The following is a 19482-nucleotide window of genomic DNA, read 5'->3' on the forward strand; positions in this document are numbered from 1 at the left end:
CGATTACACATCTTATGGAAACAATTAAAGCGCCGGGCAATCGGGCAGAGGAACTTATTGCCCAACCAAAAAAACATTGGTATGATTATGTCCCCACCATTGAATATTTTTTTGGACTGCTGTTACTTCTCTTATCGTTATCTGTTCTCATCTGGACACATGAAAAACGAGAGTTTGCAATGGCTTTTGTTACACAGATTTTTGCTGTAGCTTATACTGTTTTCTTATTGTTTACTGGCAAAATGAAAGTAATCTGGAAAGAACAACCAAAAGAATATCTGGCTTATCGTTTACTCGCCTGGCAGATATGGATTGTTAGTTGCTTTACATTAAATCGGGTGGTTGAGGTATTTCAGGAGTCAACCGATTGGCTTTCAGTAGCGCTTGTTCTTTCTTGTTTGACTAATATCCTGTTTTATTGGGAGCCTCAAATGCAAAAAAGGTTTAAAGAGATATTATATATCTTTTGTGCTACCTCAACCGTTCTATGGGCTTACTTTACACTTTATACTGTCTGGTTATATCCCGTTAGCTTTATACTTATTCTTTTCTTAGGGCTTGGGTTTCATTCATTCGTTCCTCTTTTTTTATTGATTGCTCACGTCAAACTGCTTAAAAGAGTCTGGCATTCACACAACAATGCTATCCTGTTTGGAATCCTCACACCTATTGCCTTCACCATCTTTTTTGTCGTTCAATGGAATATCACGCAAAACAAAATTCAGGAGGCTTATCAGAAGTCTTTTACATCGACAACCGATGAGGTTCCAAACTGGGTAGCAGTAGCCCAGAAAGTAGAAAATAACTGGATCACAGAGCGTATCTTAAAAGGAGATTTACTGTATCAGAATTTTGATAACAGATTCAGTTTTATGCCAACAATAGGCAATTTTGAAAGATTGCAACATGACCCTTTGGTGATGACGGCCTCACTTTTCAGTCAAAAGCTGGCTATAGAGAACGATGAGAAAATTAAAATATTAGGGGCTATACAGGATATAAGCCACGAAACCCAGGTAAGACTCTGGTCGGGCGATCAATTGGTAACACAAGATATTATTACTCAAGCCAGAATCTATCCTGAATATAGAATGGCTTATACAGAGAAAACACTCACTATTGCCAATACTGCTCAAAATTCATGGCAAACACAAGAAGCCATCTATACATTTTATCTACCTGAAGGTTCGGTAGCAACCTCTCTTTCACTCTGGATAAATGGTAAAGAAGAAAAAGGCTACCTGACTACCAAATCGAAAGCTCAAGCGGCCTATACAACTATTGTTGGGGTTGAAAGCCGGGACCCTTCTGTTGTCCATTGGCAAGAGGGCAATACTTTAAGTGTACGTGTCTTCCCTTGCACATCACAAGAAACAAGACGGGTGAAAATAGGTATTACCTCTCCGCTTAAAGAAAATAATGGGGAGTTAATTTATGAGAACATTTATTTTAAAGGTCCGGAGGCCAGTAGCGCAAAAGAAATCGTAAAAATAGATTTTTCTCAACCCGTAGAAAACCTGTCTAATCCCTGGAATACTACCTCAACGGGTACAATTGAAGATAGTGGAAGCTACAAACCTTACTGGAAATTAAGTTTTAGTACGCCACAACTTTCAAAAAAGCCATTCAGCTTTCAGGGTAAAAGCTATACATTATCATCATTGGATATTCAGAAAGAAGCCTTTCAGCCTGAAGCTATTTACTTAGATGTCAATGGAGAGTGGAGTAAATCAGAATTTGATGACCTTTACAAGACTTTCAAAAATGGTTCTTTATTAGTCTGGAAAGATGGTTTCATTCAACTAAATGAACACAATAAAGATATGCTGTTTTATGAATTAAAAGAGAATAATTTCAGCCTTTTTCCCCTATACCGGATTCCCACAACAAGTGCAAAATGTTTATTGATTACCAAAGGAACACTTAAAGCCCCTAACTTGAAAGATCTGGAAGGCAGTAACTTTTCAGCCTCTATCAAAAATACGAATACAGACAAAGGACCTATTCAAATCGCATCTTTGAATGAAACGTTGTCGCCCTATTTAAAAACTTTAAAAGAGCTAGGCGTGATTGCTGTTAATCAGACTACTATCGAGCAATTGAAAAAAGGAGAAATCTACAAGATTCTCCCCTCTCCTACCCAAACCTCTGTCAATATTGAAAATGCCAATATGCAGATTAAGGAGATATCTGCAACAAACGAAAAGACGGATGCGCCCGACCATCTGCTTCGATTGTACGCTTACAACCATATCATGCAGCAAATCGGGGCAAACTATTTCAAACAAGACTATCTTTCTGACACGCTGATTCAGGAGGCTGCTACGGCTAATATCGTTACCCCCATTTCAAGCCTGATTGTATTAGAAGCGAAGGAAGATTATGAGCGTTTTGATATAAAGAAAAGTGAGAATAGTCTTGAAAATGCCACACTGAAATCATCCGGCTCAGTACCGGAGCCACATGAATGGCTATTGATTATTACGTTTGCCTGCGTAGTCCTTTATTTCCTCTTAAAGCGGTTCTTATAAAATGTTTAGAGCTATTATTAGTCCAAAAGCAGGTTTCCTTATAGCTTATATAGCCTTATTTATCTGTATAAGCTATAAGGGGTATTTTTTAGGTGATACTATTTTTCTATTAGGGCTGGGCATCCTGACGTATGTTTTGAAAACGGGTGCATTAGGTAGCAAAAGTACCCGCTTTCTTATCCCGACTTTATTCCTGGCGATTGTATCTTTCTACGTGCCTACTTTTTCAATCAGGTATCTGTTATTGATAGTAGCTTTATTATTTTGTTTTGAGACGCTATTTGGAAAGTTGAGTGAGCTGGCATTTCTTGTGCTTTTGCTTATGTCTCCCCTTTTCAGGTATGTATCTGAAAGTTTTACTTTTCCGATACGTATATGGTTGAGCGAAATTAGCGGACAGATACTTGCATTTCTTCATTTACCTGTAGAAATCAATGGTAATCTGATTATACTAAGCGGTAACGATTTTTTAGTCGATGCCGCTTGCACAGGTCTGCAAATGCTTGGACTGTCATTTTTATTGTGCATCTTTTTATTAGCCTACTATCAGGACGTTTATCAGAGGCGAATCGCATTTGGCTGGCAGTTATTGACTTTAACTATCACTTTTTTATTCAATATTTTCAGCAACCTATGCAGAATCCTGCTCCTGATTATTTTCAGAATTACACCGGATAATTTCTTACATGACCTATTAGGCATTTGCTGTTTGCTGGTGTATGTCTGGCTACCTATGGTCTGGATTACCAAACAAATTGCTATAAGACAAACTGTTAAACCAAAAGAGCTAAAAGTTGAGGAAACAAGGCTAAGTCAATGGCTCGTTAATAGCTTATTCCTATCAGTTACAGCCTATTTAGTTCTATCATTCGCAGGTGCAACAACAGCCCAAGAGCTAACATCAGCAGAGAAAAAAGGAAAACCCAGTTATCAGATAAAGATCTTAAAGACCGGCATCACCCAACTAAAAAGTGATAAAGCCCTAATATATCTCAAACCGATTCCTGACTTTTATTCAGGTGAACATAGCCCCATCTTCTGTTGGAAAGGGAGCGGCTATGCCTTTAAAAATATTAAAGAAGAAGTAGTACAAAGTTATCCTATTTATACAGGTGTATTAATCAACAAAAAGGATAAACTCTACACCGCCTGGTGGTTTACGAATGGGGAAATTATCACAAACAGCCAGTTAGATTGGCGATGGAGAGTGTTGAAAGGGGAACATAAATTTGAACTTATTAATGTAACAGCAAATTCAGAGCATGGATTAAAGAAAGTAATTGCAGAGTGGCTAAAATAGTTTGTTTAGGGGTTAGCAAGCAAAATCCATATAGTTTTATATGGGTTTTCTTTTTTATAGGTTACCTAAACAAATTGAGCCTGCTTTGATAGCAGGCTCAATTGAACAAGTTTTACTGAGCTCTATTTACGAGAGATTTTCGCTAATAATTTCAGGATTTCAAGGTAAAGCCAGATAATCGTTACCATTAATCCAAAAGCCGAATACCACTCCATATATTTAGGTGCACGCATGGCTGCACCTTGCTCTATCAGATGAAAATCGATAATCAGGTTCATCGCTGCAATAGTTACTACAACCAACGAGAAAATAATACCCACAGTACCTCCCTGATGAATATAAGGCATACTGATACCAAACATTCCTAATATCCATGTCAATAAATAAACCAGGAAAATAGCGCCTGTAGCGGCTGTTACACCAAAGATAAATTGTTGGGTAGCTTGTAATATTCTGGTTTTATACAAAAACCACATAATCAATACCACTCCGAAAGTCAAGCCTGCTGCCATGAAGGCTAAATCCTGAAAAATAGCCGAGATAGCACCGATAGCCAAGCCTTCTAATAGGGCATAAGTAGGTGCTAATTGTGGAGCCCACTCTTTTTTAAATGCCAGTACGATAGCGCACAACAACCCTCCGATACAACCTGCCGGAATAAGCATGGGTGCAATGCCCCATCCTTCTAATAAGCCGATCCATGATACAGCCGAAGAGGCCAAAAGGATAAATAATAAAATACCAACTTTAGTTAGGGTACTTTGTACATTCATCACCTCGCTATTGTCTTGAGCGAAGTCGATTTTGGTAAATGTTTTTTCCGAAAATGCCGGATTAGCCATAGTTAAAATTGTTTAGGATGTAAAAACAGTTTGAATTCTCATTTCAAGTCATTACAAATAAAGCTACTTTTTTTGAATTTGCAAACAGCCTTAAAAGCGCAGAATGAACGTAAGCTAACCTTGCGCTTTTCTTACTATTATTATTCTACTGTAACAGTTCCACCACCGTTATAGCTATGGTATTCACCATTATACATGGCATCTGCAGCCACTGGACCAATAATGAATTTGCCACGAGAAACTACTCTGACTAAATAATAGAAACTACGCTCGGTGCCATCTGCTGTGGTATAGAAGTTAATTCTATCGTCTCTTATATCGAAATGTTGTGGTGAAGAGGCATTCTTTATCCAGGTCATTTCACGGTCTTCGTTCAGGCGAGGATTTTCTATTTCAAAAGCTGCCGGTAACATATCCGTTACCACTACGTTTTCTATTGGGGTCGTTCCACTGATACTTACTTTCACCACCACCAACTGATTTTGCTTGAATTGATTCGCTGAAAGCGGTTGACCAGTACGGCTAAAGAACTGACGGCGCACTTTCAGGAAGTTGTCTTCTTCTACATATTTTCCGGTGGCACTTAACCCCTCCTGTTGTGCAAAATAGTATAAGGCACCTTTACCTTTGGCATTAATGGAAACTGTTTTTCCAACCAGACCCTTATCTAAAGATAAATCAGCACCCGTAAAATTAGCCAGTTGTTTATTATCTGCCAATAAAGTGGCCGTTACATTAGATTCGCCATTGCGTTTAGCAATTTTACCCAAAGCCAGGAAGCTAAATACTGATTCCTGTGTTGACAAATAGCGGGTATTCTTAATTGCCTGAGATAGTACTCTCGCCATTTTTGGAATCTGCAAATTTTGAGGGTCAGACTCTACTAAACTATTTAATGAAATTGCCAGATTACGAATAGGTGAAGAGAAACTACCGCCTGTTTCTTTAGTGGTACTTTCCATCAGATAATCTTTAGGAATCAATTGTTTCGCACTGCTTTCATCGCCAATCTGTGCAAAGCCTGACCCTAGCATATAGCGTGTATCAATCGTTAACAGATTCTCATTCGATTTATAATAGTTCATCACTGGTTGATTAGCCTTACCTGCCAATGCTAATGTATAAAGCGAATATATCATACCACGTTTGGCAATTGTACGGGTATTGTATGTGCCGTTTTCAACATAAATATATTCTAACTCGGTAGTCTCCTGCATTGAGGTTTTAGTGGTCAGATAATCCAACATCCGGTTCAGAATATTCTCGTTTATCTCATAATCTGCTTTCTTTGCTTCTAGCAGGAAGTGAGCAGCAAAGATGGTTCCCCACCAGCTTTCGTAATCACTGCCCGGCCAATAGCTCAATCCACCACTGGCTAGTTGCATACTCTCAATTTTACGGATAGCTGCCTGCACATTAAACTGTGGGTTCCAGTCATTATCACCTTTCAGACCTATTGATTTCGATTTTGTAGCGATAGTTTTGGTGAAATCAGCAAAGTACAATTGTGGAAATGCTTTAGCAACTGTTTGCTCTATACAACCATGTGGATAGCCCAGCAAGTAATCTAATTCTTTGGCAAACTGTACCATTGGTGAGCGACTCACCAATAAACTTGCCTGTGCAGAACCCGGCATACAATCATTGGCTAAACTAACTGAGGCAGTTTTGCCTGCCAGTACATCGCCCGAAAATGAACTTTTCAAAAGCGAAGTGCTTGGCCTGATTGTCAGGTCAATACTTTCTGAGAATTTTTCTTTGAAGCCATTCACGGTTACTGCAATGCTTCCCGTACCAATAGCGGCCGGAGCCTTTACAGTAAATAAGGTTCTCACTTCTTTCCCTGCCGGAATACTAAGAGATTGATTATTCTGGCTTTGGAGAGTCAAGCCTCCTGTCAGATTCACCGCTGTACTCACAGTCGTATTGCTCTTGGTAGTATTTGTAATCGTAACCGGAATAATCACCTCATCATTCGGACTCAAGAATCTTGGTGCACCTGTGCTAATCACAATCGGGTCCTTTACTTTCATATTGGTATTAGCCGAACCAAACGCCTCATCGTTATAGGCAACAGCCATAATTCTTAAATCACCAGAAAACTGCGGTATATCAAATTCGAACTGCGCTTCCCCACTTGAATTGGTTTTCAGAATACCACTCCAGATAGCCACCAGTTTAGTACGGCCATTGCTTAACGGATTTACTCTCTTCTCCAGATTATATCCATCCCCCCCGATACTACTATTGCTAGATAGTGACAATTCAGGGAACAAGAATTGATACAAATCGTGACTGCTGACTTCCAATGCCTGTTTCTGATAGAAATAATTATAAATATCCGGTGTTTTGAAATTTTTGATTTGTAGTATACCTTCATCTACCACTGCCACCGTCAATTCTGTATTAGATTTACTCTTGACTGTAATTTTCTGTTTACGTTTTGAACGAGACTCAGTGGCAGCTACAATCTGGACTGGGAGCAAATTACTTGGTTTCTCCACTTTCATAGGAGCAAACCCATGTGCTACTGTCAGTGGCATATCAATCCCTTTCATCGGACGAATCAAAGTAGCCGTTACATATACATTCGGCAACATATCTTCTGTTACTTTCACCTCTACCTCTGCCGATTTTTTATCGGTTTCAATATAAAAATGTTCTAATACTTTGTTTCTTTCAACAGTCACCAACATTTTTCCGGCAAATGGTGTTTTCATCAGAATCTTAGCATTATCGCCCACCTGATACTTTTCTTTATCCATTTCCATTAATACTTGTCCCTCATTGCTTACTTCAAAAGAGCTATTCGAAGTACTACCATAACCGTAAGCATAGAAACCTTGGGTGGCATAACTTTCAGCATCAGGTTTATAGATACGGATTTCATACTCGCCTGATACTTGTGGAATAAACTTAATGCTTGCTTTACCGCCTGAAAAATCTACTTCTTTGGTCTGCGCTAATTTTTCCTGACGTTTCGAATTATAGCGGATAACACCATCCGTTTTTTCAACCACAGTCTGGTATTCTATGCGGTAAATATCTATCGTTGCGCGTGTTTTATTCTGTATTTTACCCTCAGTAGTAAGTGCCACCAATGGGATAGCTATTGGTACGTGTGTGCCTACATAATAATCGGGTAAGCCAATACCGAAGAATGTTTCCTGCGTAAATACATCAAAACGTTTCATACGGTTGAGCGGGCGACCTGTTTCATCAAAAACAGTCACAAAGACTTTTCCCTCCAACACACCCATATCTTTATAAGTAGCAGGAATCTCAAAGCTCTGTGCCCCTATTCCGTTTTCATTGGTTACACCCTGACGTACATCATTATTAAATTTGGTATCGTTCTGAATATCAAAGCTATAATTCTCAAAGCCTTTGGCTGAAAATACCTTTCTTTTCAGACTGAAATCCATTTCATAATTACGATTGGAAGCCGGAGGACCAAACAAATTAGTGGCTATGGCCTGAATTGACACTGTTTCACCTGAGCGATAGGTATCCTTTGCTGATAAATCTACCTTAATGCGGTCAGGCATAAATTCCTCCACACTGATAGATTTTGAAGTGAGTAATACATCATTACCGTTATAGACTTCAATCGAATAATTACCTGTAACAGCCGCACGGTCGAGCGGAATAGATGTATCAACAGCCCCTTGTCCATTGGTATTTTTCAGGAATGATTTAAACTCCCGTCCATTGGGCAATAGAATCTTAATTTTTAACGGAATTTCCTCTGCCGAAGTCCATTTACTGTCTCTTACTACCGTATTGAAATGAACCGTTTCACCCGGACGATAAATATCACGGTCACCATACACAAAAGCATCATAACCACTGGCATTGGCTCTTTTGCCCTCTACCTCAAAGCGTGAGGTTTCTACCTGCGTATCTTCCAGAAGCATATAATTAAAATCTTCTTCCGTACGAGCGGTAACCATTGCCACACTAAAATTCGGGGCTTTTTCCAACAATTTCTCAAAAACTACTACGCCCTTGCTATCGGTTTTCAGGGTTTCAATGATCTGGTTATTCGAACTAATCAGATTTACTTCTACATTGCCTATTGCCTTTGCATCAATTATCGAGTTCACAAATACCATTACCTCATTGCCACTGTCTGATTTCTTGGCAATAATACCTATATCTGAAACCGATACCAGTTTACTGGCATTGAAATAATATTCATCGTTTGAGTTAAGATTAACCAGATATACCCCTCTCAATTTGCTTTGGTCAGGCAGAGGCATATTTAAAACCGATGTGCCATGAATTTTCGGCAAATTGCCTGTTTCTATGGTTCTATCCAGAATCACATCGCTATAAAATCCCTGACCATCATCATTATAGGTAAAGCCGTTACGGGTACTGCTTTCACCATCATAATAGTAGTCTTCGTAGCGATTGTTGCGTAAATAAGACAAGATATTGTTCTCATATACCTTCAACACCTTTACTTTTACTTTAGGAATATTAGTAACCCTGACACCTATATTACGGCTACCTTTAGAGGAGAGATATAAACCTTTTTTATTCGTAAATTCAAGGCTGGCAGGCATTTCGCCAAAGAATAAGTCTTTAGTATAATTTCCATCCAGTTTTGCGCCTAATGTGCCGCGAAGATTATCTTTGATAGTAAGTGTATATGCTTCCGTTGTACTGAAATAGCCTTTAATAATAAAACCGTTTTCAGTCGCTTCAGTTTGGGTTTCTACCGCAGGCTCAATAGTGTATGAATCTTTCAGTTTACCATCAGTAATTTGCTGGGTAGTAATCACTTTTACAAATCCTTGGTTACCCTCGAAACCTGTTTCTACATCAACTACTTTTACATCATAAGGTGAGGGTACTACGCCATCTAATGTATAGGTTTGTTGAGTGCTTGCCCCCCCACCTGACATCTTCAAACCTTTTTCTATGTTTGCAGTTAAAGGCGTTTCATCTTTTGAGGATAGAGCATCATTTAATGCCAATAATATCTTATTATCATTACCTGTATTATTGATAATGTAATTTTTATCAGCATTCTCAACTTTTAGTTTTAACAGACTGCTCAAATCATTTTTCTGAACAGGATAATTAAAGTCAATCTTCACTTTAGCAGTTGGCTTGCCATCTGCTCCTTTCATCCAGTAACTTTCTATCTTTTGTGGTTGAAGAAATGGTGTATGAAATTCCACCGTTTCATTATCCAGGCTATAGTTTTTAGTAGCAGATTTATTTAATAAAGGCTTGCTTAAAACAGCTTTATAAGCAGTGGCAGGTTTGAAGCCATTGCTTGGCGAAAACACCAGTTCGTTCTTGGCTGTCCACTTGAATACCCCTTCCACTTTAGGTTCTATCTTCACATATTCCACAGCTTCCCAATTATCCAGATCCTTATCTCCTACCAGGTCTTTATTGAAGGTAAAAACAAGGTTCTGGGCCTGCTGAATCTCGTCTTCGAAATTGCGGGCAGAGATGCCTACTTCGTTCAATTTTGAGCAACTGCTGATGTAAATTGTTGTACTGATGGTAAAAAAAGAAAGGATAAAAATATTCAACAATCCTAAAGATTTAGGCTTGACACTGAATAGCGGAGATTCCATGGAAGTGATGTTTTAATAGGTGTTCAACGGTACAATTAACGTAAGAAATTCGGGAAATTGTAGACCAAAGCCAAAAATATTTCTTTTATTTTATCTAATGAAAAAATAGAGAACTTTGGCTTTTACTTCTCGGAATTTCAACTATATTTGTTTGACTAAAAAATCTACCAATGAGAAAAACATTCACCTTTCTTTTGCTTATCCTATTAGTAAGAAGCAGTAATGAGGAATTAACACAAATCGAAGTTTTGCGATTTTATTCCAGGCTATATGACTCCGGCTTTAAGCCTAATCATGCCATTTTAAAGAACGAGACCAGCTCAATTAAAGCTTTCTATGTCTTAAAAGAACAAAGGAAACATTATGACGAATTATTGGACGAAATTGATATCCTGTTTCCATTAGAGAATTTCCCTGAACAAGAAAGAACAGAAGCCGACCAAAAATACAGGGCTTTTGTTCAATCTCACCCTAACGAAGCATTCCTACCGATTATCAGAAACAGGTATTCAAAATTCATGTTGGTGAATTTCAGGTTATTAGAAACTGACAATTATGAGCAGATAAAGTATTATACAAACGAACTCATCGGAGCCAAATCAGACAAGCATGAATTATTGATAGAAAGTTTGAAAAGGCTGAAAGGAAATATTGCAATTGATGATTTTAATCAATTGAAAAAAAATACAATTACTATGCTGAAAGAACAGCAAGAGTCGGAGGCAAATCAGTTAATCAAGTTTCGAAAGAAGATAGATGAATTGGTAGCCAGATATAAAAAAACAGGTAAAAAACCCACAAGGTTTTTTGTAGATGAATTAGAAAGACAAATAAGAAAACTGGAAGAGAATACAATTGCTTGTATGATAGAAGAGGTAGAAACTATCTAAATTTTACGTTTCAACTCAAAATGTTGACCTAAATATACCTTTCTCACCAACTCATCACTAGCCAGCTCTTCTGCCGTTCCCTGACGAAGAATCTTGCCTTCGAAAAGCAGATAAGCTCTATCGGTGATAGAAAGGGTTTCATTTACATTATGGTCAGTTATCAGAATACCAATATTGCGGTGTTTAAGCTTAGCCACAATGCCCTGAATTTCTTCTACAGCAATAGGGTCAACTCCTGCAAAGGGTTCATCTAGCAAAATAAACTTAGGATCAACGGCTAAGGCTCGGGCAATCTCAGTCCTACGACGTTCTCCACCTGAACAGACAATTCCTTTATTTTTACGAACATGGGTTAAACTGAATTCTTCTAGCAGATATTCGGTTTTTTCTTTGCGTTCCGCTTTAGATAATTGTGGTTTGGCTAATTCCAATACCCCCAGAATATTTTCTTCTACGGTTAATTGTCTGAAAACCGAGGGCTCCTGCGCCAGATAACCTACACCCAATTTGGCGCGTTTATACATGGGCAAAGAAGTAATGTCTAAATCGTCGAGCCATACCTTACCACTATTAGGCTTTACCAAACCCGTAGCCATATAAAACGAAGTAGTCTTTCCGGCTCCATTAGGACCCAAAAGTCCCACAATCTCGCCCTGACCGACCTGATAACTTACATTATTATTAACTAAACGTTGTCCGTATTTTTTAATAAGGTTTTCTGTCCGTAGAATCATTTCTTTCTATTACACCCATTTCTTTTGCAAAACTAACGCCTTTTTTGCAGAATTCTTGTTAATATTTATTAAATCTAACGTCTATCTGGCAAAACCTAATTTCAGAGAAAAATTAATAACAGAATTTGTAGTAGTGCGCGTATCCGGATTTGGAGGTTCTATAGGAAAAGTAAGTCTTTGTTGCAGGATATTAGTACTTATGTCTAAGAAAGATCTACGATTGGTCTGCAACTGATAACCAATACTTACTCCTCCACTTAATTCTTTTGTTTGATAATTGTTAGTCAAACTAGAGCTACTACCTATACTGCTAAACCATTGTTTCTGGAACCTATAACTGCCAAGTACCCCAATATATAAACCATTCAGGTTACTTGCTGTTTTCCCTTTAACAATACGATTTTTCATACCGATATAGTAACGTAACTGTTCTGCAATTTCAAAATTATAAGCAATATAATTCTGTAATTCCTTAGAGAAAGTAGGACGTGTTCTTATATCTCTGATTATACCCATATCAGTATAAACAGTATCCAATTTACTCCCTGTTGGATTATGAATAAAACTATTATAGAATTCTGATTTTACATTTGAATTAATTGAAAAAGGGGAGCGGCCTATTTTTCGTTCGTAAGCAATATCTAAATTCAGGTTCTGAAAGTATCTGTCAAGATAGAGGGTATTATTTAAGTTAACTTTAAACAATTGCTTAACCTCATAATTGCATTGAAGAAAGTCGCAGGAATTACTGGTTGTTCTTTTTTTGAGCGGAAGAAATAACCCCAAGCCAGCTTGAGCATTGCTTGAAATAAACAAAGTAGTTGCAGTTTTACCCGATAAAGTGCCGTCAACCAAAAAATTATTATTGTCTATAACGGACTTTTTACCATGTTTTATTCCTACTGAAACACCATAGTTTACGTTATTCCCCAATTGCCAGCCCCAATTGAAACTATAAGTAGAAGTAGCTCTGAACAGAAAAATTCCGGCACCAAAATCGGCAAAGGGCATAAATAAATTACTATATCTAAACGGATTGGCTTCAACTTTTAGACTCAAATACTTTCCCGTTATATTGGGCTGCTGTTTACCTTCTTCCACTCTTTCTTTCATACGATAATACCATCTAGCTTCTAAACCAATATCAGCGTTCCAGAAAATATCTTCTTTTGCCCTATTTCCGCTAAAACTGGCAATAAGAGATTTATCACCACTTATTTTTTGTTCAAAATGTAAAGTTGGATTTAAACCCCTGATAAAATTCCTAATAGGATAAGGAGCCTTATCTGCCGTATTAATTCCAGGTATTCCATTAAGACTTATTCTCAATGCACTCTTCACAACCCGATTATTGCCAAACGCTTTTTCATATTCATCAATCAAAGTTGTCTTTTCAAAACTTTGAACTTTCTCTTCTGAATAGCTGATATTTACGCTATCCTTTTGCGCTATTGCCCGTAGTGGAGAAAGAAAAAGTATAAATAGAATGAGGTTTCTCATAACAAGGTCGTTTATCAATTAATAGAAATATTTCCGAAAGAGTTTTGTATGTTAATTTTAGATATGGCTGAGAGATTATAAGTAGCGGCTTTACTGTCATCTGTGTTATGGAGCCAGTTAAAACCATCAGGCAAAGACATTTTACCATATTTAGACTCTATATTAAAGCCATGATTCTGCAAGGGTATTTTCATACTGATTTCAGTCTTTTTCGCATTAATTGTTAGTGATTTAAGATTAGCTACTGATTCAATCTCTATTTTTCCGTATTGCGCATTGATGATATTTATTCCACTCAATTGCTGAAAGAATAATTCGGAGCGTTCTGATTTAATTGTACTTGTACCGCTGAAGCTCTTGCTATGCACCTCTCCATAATAGGTCTCCAGTTTAGCATTTCCCTCTGCTTTCTGTAAATCAAGAATACAGAACTCTGACCTGATATTTAACTGACTATATTTACCCTGTACCAGCACTTTCCCGAAACTATTCTTAATACTAACTTTCAGGTTTTCTGGTAAATGGATTATATATTTTGCCTTGAAGTTAGAACCTGGCTTTTCAGCATTACTTTTAATCACTAAATAGTTGCGTAACAGTATTTTGTCAGCCACTTTATCTGCTACATACTTCATCATTTCCAAATCATTTTTAGCAGTATTCCGGTCAGGATGTTTGGCTATCAGCTCAATTCTGGCTTGAATTTCATCTTTCTCCCACGAAATTAGCTCTATATCAGCTTTTTCGGCTTCTACTATAAGATTTGGAGTAATCGGGAAAGACTTTTCAATACCCTTGGTAACCACCTGCAAGGTGGTCTGGGCTTTTGATTGTTGTAGCAAAAGCAAGCCCAGAAGCAAGGGTTTTAGCAAGCATATATATGTTTGTATTTTCTTCATTTACCTTAAACAGATTTATATCTTCATTGCCATTTTTCTGATTATATCAGCTTTTTGTTGTTCGATGATCGACAATTGTGCCATCAATTCAGGTTCGGTATTATAGGCTCCAACCGCTTCTTTTAATTGTACACTCGCCAGATTCAATTCTTCTAATTCTGTCTTTAATTCCTTAAATTCCGGATTCTGGCATATATAGGTTTGCTCTTTGCAATAGGCCACTATCATTTCATATTGCTTCTGACTATCGTCAGTAGGGCTTAACAATAATTGTTTATCAAGTTTTTCCTGCGAATAACTAATGTCAGGGCTTTCCCAGGGCTTATATAACATCAAACCTGCTATCAGCAAAACAGATGCGGCGATGGATGCCCATTTCCATAGAATTATCTTTGGTTTGTGTAGATTTAGTTCTTGATTAATAGCACTCCATACTTCTTCAGTCGGCTCAAATTCAGGTAATCGCCCGATGGCTTTTTGCAAGACATCCTTATTAAGACCTGCCTCAATTTTTTTCCAGACTTCATCCGACGGCTCATATTCGGGTAATTGATACATAGTTTCAATTTTTAAGCATTTCTCTCAATTTCTTTTTGGCATAAAAAAGCTGCGACTTCGAGGTTCCTTCTGATACTCCTAGCATCTCTGCCGTTTCTTTATGAGTATATCCTTCAATTTCTATGAGGATAAAAACAGTCCGAAACCCCTCTGGTAAAACCTGAATGGCTTTTTCAAGATATTCGGCATTGATAGAGTCTCCCCAATCAACCGAAGTTTCTTCGGGTATCTCTCCTATTATCTGCCACATCTTTGGTTTTTCTAATTTCCGGTAAGCTTTGCGCACCACAATTGCACGGATCCACGCGCCTAAAGTAGCTTCACCTCTAAAATTTTCTAATTTTCTGAAGACATCCAGGAACGCATCCTGTAGCACATCGTTAGCATCATCGAAGTCGTTCGTGAGCCTGTACGCCAAAGTGTACATAGCTCGCTTATAACGATCGTAAAGCGTTCGTTGGGCAAATCGATTGTTCTCTAAGCAGGCCTTGATAAGTTCAGCTTCAGTCATTCAAAAAAGATTAGTGCTACTTTATTATAAAGTGCCGTAGAAGATGCAGAATGGTTGTATGAAGAAGAATATTTTTTTAAATAATTTCATAGTCATGCTTTTTTAGTAGGAAGTTGTTTAGGATTTTAATTTCTTTTTAAAAATAGTGGTGTTTTGAGCGAACCGAATCAAATGATAAAGCCGGAATGGAATTCAATAGCAAAGCTATTGATGAAATCATTTGATGTAGGTGCAGCCAAAACAATGCATTTTTAAATGAAAGAAATAATCCTAAGCAACTTCTAATACTAAGATAGAGAAATGCAGTTAATTTTGTTGAAAGTCTTACTGATTACTTATCTAATTATTTATTAGTACTCCCGATAGATTTAATTCTGTTAATCTTATGTCAGAGCCGTTTCCACAACTTAAGCAATTAGTTTTTGGTATTAATCCGATATCTGAGGATGATTGGGATGAGTTCTCAAAATTATGGAAACCTTTTTCCTCCAAAAGGAAGGAAATTATTACAGCTATAGGCGAAAGAGAGAAGTATCTATATTTTGTAGCAAAGGGAGTACAGAGAGTATATTATTTTGATGAACAAAACCGCGAGGCAACTTTGGTTTTTACGTATAATCCCTCCTTTGGTGGTGTACTCGATTCATTATTACTCCAAACGGAGTCAAGATATTTTTATGAGACGCTCACACCCTCTGTTTTTTTAAGAGCGCCTTTTTCTGAATTACAAGTATTAATGCAAACCAGACCCGCTATTGAGATACTCATCAGACAAGGCATTACTCATACCATTTCCGGCTTATTGACGCGGTTGGTGGAATTGCAATGTTATTCATCAGAAGAACGTTTCACGCAATTACTCCATCGTAGCCCTCATATTCTACAGTTGGTTCCTCATAAATATCTGGCTAATTACCTGGGTATTGATGCAACAAATTTCAGTAAGTTTATTAATAAAATAAAGATTTAGGGTTCATTCTATTTAATGTTGGTATTTACCAAGATTATTATCACCCAAGCTTCCCACTTTTGCATCACAATCTTTATTAAATCATTGAACGAAATGGGCAAAATAGATAAAATACAATTGATAGAATCTCTGGAAAATGAGGTAGAAAAACATCTGCAGATAACCATACATACCTTTCAGAACCTAAATGTAGAAGTTCTGTTACAAATACCTGACAATGGCGGTTGGAGTATTACCCAATGCTTCGAACACCTGAATAGTTATGGGCGTTATTACCTACCTCAAATCGAAATTGGTTTAGATACAAACATAGCAAAGTCGTCAATCGATACTTTTAAAGGCTCATGGACAGGAAGTTATTTTACTAAAATGATGCTGCCATCAAACACCAAAAAGTATAAGGCATTTAAAGACCATATCCCAGCTTCGAATCTTGATTCACATGCCGTGTTAGCCGAATTTATTGAGCAGCAGGAGACTTTATTAAATAATCTGAAACAAGCCCGCAATGCCGACTTAGATAAAATCTACATACCGATTTCTATTGCCAGATGGATAAAATTAAAATTAGGCGATGTATTTCAGTTCGTGATTGCTCATGATGAAAGGCATATACAACAGGCGCAAAGAGTATTGGCGGGAGTTAAAGATTTGCAGAAGGTTTAAGCAGTTGTGTTACATCTGAGTGGACGTAACACAATTGGAATTACTATTCATCTTCCAATTCAAGAGGAATCAAATCAAAAAAGGTGTCTTTACCCAAATGTTGACAATACTTATCAGCTAAATACATTAAATCATCTGACTTTTCTAATGTACCATTCCATCTACCGAACAATTGTGTAAACACAGGTCTTGCTACCGAAAAAATTCGTTTTCTATCATCAATAAGAGTGAAATACATACTTTCAAAATATCTTTTCCATTTTTTAGTTTCTCCATACATTTCTTTTGCTTCTTCTGCCGTGAGATTTTCTTCTTGCCCAGCTAAAGAATTGAATTGTGAGTGAAAGACAATTATTTGATTACTTTCAACGAAAATCATAAAATCATTAAAAGCTGATAATTCTCTTACGGCATCTTCAACTATTAGTCGTTCTTGCTCTGTAATTTTTTTTGGAATCTTTTTTCTAAAAATTACACGCCCTTCTTCAGGTAATTCTACTACCTCAAATCCATTTGGAATTTCTTCAATAAGATCAGTATACCCGGCCTTATTTTTTACTATATAGTATCTTATTTTTCCTTTTGCAGTTTCTACTGCTCTGAAATAATGGTCTTCTTCTTTGCGATTTGTATATTTAAATGGTATGGGCATTATTCATTTGGGTTAAACAATGGAGAGCTCTATGTTCTTTTTCGGACGAGTGTAACTAATTCCGCTTGAGCATAATACACACAGCTAATATTTAATATCTTTCAACATCAATTGAAGTGTAGTTTTATTGTTAAAAGTATTTTCTTCAATCTGATAGGCAATTCTGAAATATTTTTGTTCGGTTAATCTTTTATAATGCTCCTCTACCATTCCGAAGCCAACAGCGGTAAATGTTGCCCCGGTTTCTTCTTCGAAAAGTTCCAGTTTTAAGTGCCTTTCTTTCATAACTCTTGGTGCGTACTTCAGGGATAAGTTCTCTGTCACAAAGACAGGCTGCATATTTTCTGGCCCGAAAGGAGCCATCTGATTGGTAATACGGTGAAATTTAGGGGAGATATCAGACAATTTGATTTTTAAATCTATATTGATGACTGGTGTCAGTTGCTCTTCTGTAATATACTTCGCTACAATTTTGTCAAACTCTTGCTGAAAGGGTTGAATATTACCGATAGGTAGCATCATACCTGCGGCATGTTTATGTCCACCAAATTGTTCTAATAAATGAGAACATTCTTCAATAGCAGCATACAAATCAAACCCGGATACTGACCTGGCCGAGCCTGCGGCCATTGTTTCTTTGGTTTTAGTAAAAATAATAGTTGGGCGATAATATTTTTCAATACATCGGCTAGCTACAATGCCAATAACCCCCTTATGCCAGTCCTCTCTGTAAAGCACCGTACTTTTAGCAGTATTCAATAACCAGGCATCTTTTTCTATCATAGCCAGTGCTTCATCGGTCATACGGGTATCGTGGCCACGGCGTTCTACATTATGCTTTTGTATTTCGTGGGCAAACTCTAAGGCTTCATCAAAATTATCCGATAATAACAACTTTACAGAAGCTTTGGCGTGTTTGATACGACCTGCTGCATTGATACGAGGCCCTAAGATAAAGACCACATTTTCAATGGTCATATTGCTTGTGAAACCCGCCACATCTTTCAAAGCCTTTAAGCCTGTTCTTGGATTTTCATTCAGCTTTTTTAAACCATAATAAGCCAAAATACGGTTTTCACCTGTAATGGGTACAATATCGGAGGCTATACTTACTACGCATAAATCAATGAACTCGTAGAGTTTTTCTAGAGCTATATTATTCTTTAAACAATACGCTTGCAATAGTTTAAATCCTACTCCATTACCTGTCAATTCTTTGTAGGGATATGCACAATCCTTGCGTTTGGGGTCAAGTACAGCCACTGCCTCTGGCAAATGGTCGTCGGGCTCATGGTGGTCGCAGACAATAAAATCAATATTAAATTTCTCTTTGGCTATTTGTACTTTGTCCTGTGCTTTGATACCGCAGTCTAAACAGATAATCAAAGAAACCCCTTGCTCGGAAGCCCATTCAATGCCCTGCAAAGAAACGCCATATCCTTCTGTGTAGCGGTCAGGATTATAATATTCTAGGTTATCATAGAAAGTTGATAAAAAGCCATACACCAGGGCTACAGCCGTAGTACCATCTACATCATAATCACCATAAATCATGATTTTCTGATGCTGGCTGATAGCTTCTTCTATACGTGTAACGGCATTGGCCATATCTGCCATCAGGAATGGGTCGTGCAATTGTTGTAATTGCGGGCGAAAGAAGTTTTTTGCCTGCTCAAAATCATAAATTCCCCTTTGTACCAGCATACTGGCAAGGGTTTCTTCCACACTTATTTCTTTAGCTAATGATTTAACTATCTCACGGTCAGGAACAGGTTTATATGACCACCTCTTTTCAGACATTTCTCTCTCGTTATTCGTGCAATTACGCT

General features: G+C 37.5%; 14 protein-coding genes. 5 read left to right on the forward strand and 9 right to left on the reverse strand.

Translation table 11 applies throughout. The features are described from left to right. Positions 1-14 precede the first annotated feature (14 nt). Positions 15-2531, forward strand: a complete 2517-nt coding sequence (locus D0T08_RS17000; RefSeq protein WP_116983873.1) for an XrtN system VIT domain-containing protein — start codon at positions 15-17, stop codon at positions 2529-2531. A gap of 1 nt (position 2532) precedes the next feature. Beyond that, positions 2533-3831 carry an exosortase N gene (xrtN, locus tag D0T08_RS17005; RefSeq protein WP_116983874.1) on the forward strand — a complete coding sequence of 433 codons (1299 nt, stop codon included), beginning with the start codon at positions 2533-2535 and terminating at the stop codon, positions 3829-3831. A gap of 122 nt (positions 3832-3953) precedes the next feature. On the opposite strand, the gene D0T08_RS17010 is transcribed toward xrtN, so the two are convergent. Next, a complete protein-coding gene (locus D0T08_RS17010; protein WP_116983875.1) occupies positions 3954-4673 on the reverse strand; it encodes a Bax inhibitor-1/YccA family protein in 720 nt (239 codons plus the stop codon). A gap of 140 nt (positions 4674-4813) precedes the next feature. Next, the gene (locus D0T08_RS17015; protein ID WP_116983876.1) at positions 4814-10273 is read right to left on the reverse strand and encodes an alpha-2-macroglobulin; all 5460 of its coding nucleotides are present in this window, start codon (positions 10271-10273) and stop codon (positions 4814-4816) included. 170 nt (positions 10274-10443) lie between these two features. Here D0T08_RS17015 and D0T08_RS17020 point away from each other — a divergent pair, with 170 nt between their 5' ends. Continuing rightward, a complete protein-coding gene (locus D0T08_RS17020; RefSeq protein WP_116983877.1) occupies positions 10444-11163 on the forward strand; it encodes a hypothetical protein in 720 nt (239 codons plus the stop codon). Here D0T08_RS17020 and lptB read toward each other — a convergent pair. From lptB to D0T08_RS17045, 5 genes are all read right to left on the reverse strand, one after another. Then, positions 11160-11897 carry an LPS export ABC transporter ATP-binding protein gene (gene lptB, locus D0T08_RS17025; RefSeq protein WP_116983878.1) on the reverse strand — a complete coding sequence of 246 codons (738 nt, stop codon included), beginning with the start codon at positions 11895-11897 and terminating at the stop codon, positions 11160-11162. The two genes, D0T08_RS17020 and lptB, sit on opposite strands and share 4 nt — an antisense overlap. A gap of 81 nt (positions 11898-11978) precedes the next feature. After that, positions 11979-13397 (reverse strand): hypothetical protein, encoded by a 1419-nt coding sequence (locus tag D0T08_RS17030; RefSeq protein WP_116983879.1) that lies wholly within the window; start codon positions 13395-13397, stop codon positions 11979-11981. A 14-nt stretch (positions 13398-13411) separates the two neighbouring features. Further along, complete coding sequence (locus tag D0T08_RS17035) at positions 13412-14296, reverse strand: hypothetical protein (RefSeq protein ID WP_116983880.1); 885 nt, start codon at positions 14294-14296, stop codon at positions 13412-13414. 15 nt (positions 14297-14311) lie between these two features. Next, positions 14312-14854, reverse strand: coding sequence for a hypothetical protein (locus tag D0T08_RS17040; RefSeq protein ID WP_116983881.1), 543 nt, complete (start codon positions 14852-14854; stop codon positions 14312-14314). A 4-nt stretch (positions 14855-14858) separates the two neighbouring features. Further along, positions 14859-15365: an RNA polymerase sigma factor gene (locus tag D0T08_RS17045; RefSeq protein WP_116983882.1), complete on the reverse strand. Its 507-nt coding sequence runs from the start codon at positions 15363-15365 to the stop codon at positions 14859-14861. A gap of 385 nt (positions 15366-15750) precedes the next feature. Here D0T08_RS17045 and D0T08_RS17050 point away from each other — a divergent pair, with 385 nt between their 5' ends. Beyond that, positions 15751-16335: a Crp/Fnr family transcriptional regulator gene (locus tag D0T08_RS17050; RefSeq protein WP_116983883.1), complete on the forward strand. Its 585-nt coding sequence runs from the start codon at positions 15751-15753 to the stop codon at positions 16333-16335. A gap of 93 nt (positions 16336-16428) precedes the next feature. After that, the gene (locus tag D0T08_RS17055; RefSeq protein WP_116984021.1) at positions 16429-17001 is read left to right on the forward strand and encodes a DinB family protein; all 573 of its coding nucleotides are present in this window, start codon (positions 16429-16431) and stop codon (positions 16999-17001) included. A 43-nt stretch (positions 17002-17044) separates the two neighbouring features. On the opposite strand, the gene D0T08_RS17060 is transcribed toward D0T08_RS17055, so the two are convergent. Together D0T08_RS17060 and recJ are read right to left on the reverse strand one after the other, a co-directional pair. Further along, the gene (locus tag D0T08_RS17060) at positions 17045-17653 is read right to left on the reverse strand and encodes a hypothetical protein (protein WP_116983884.1); all 609 of its coding nucleotides are present in this window, start codon (positions 17651-17653) and stop codon (positions 17045-17047) included. An 84-nt stretch (positions 17654-17737) separates the two neighbouring features. Further along, positions 17738-19453 (reverse strand): single-stranded-DNA-specific exonuclease RecJ, encoded by a 1716-nt coding sequence (recJ, locus tag D0T08_RS17065; protein ID WP_116983885.1) that lies wholly within the window; start codon positions 19451-19453, stop codon positions 17738-17740. Between the last annotated feature and the right edge of the window lie 29 nt (positions 19454-19482).

This window comes from Emticicia sp. C21, assembly GCF_003418935.1.
In the GTDB taxonomy this organism is placed as follows: Bacteria; Bacteroidota; Bacteroidia; order Cytophagales; family Spirosomataceae; genus Emticicia.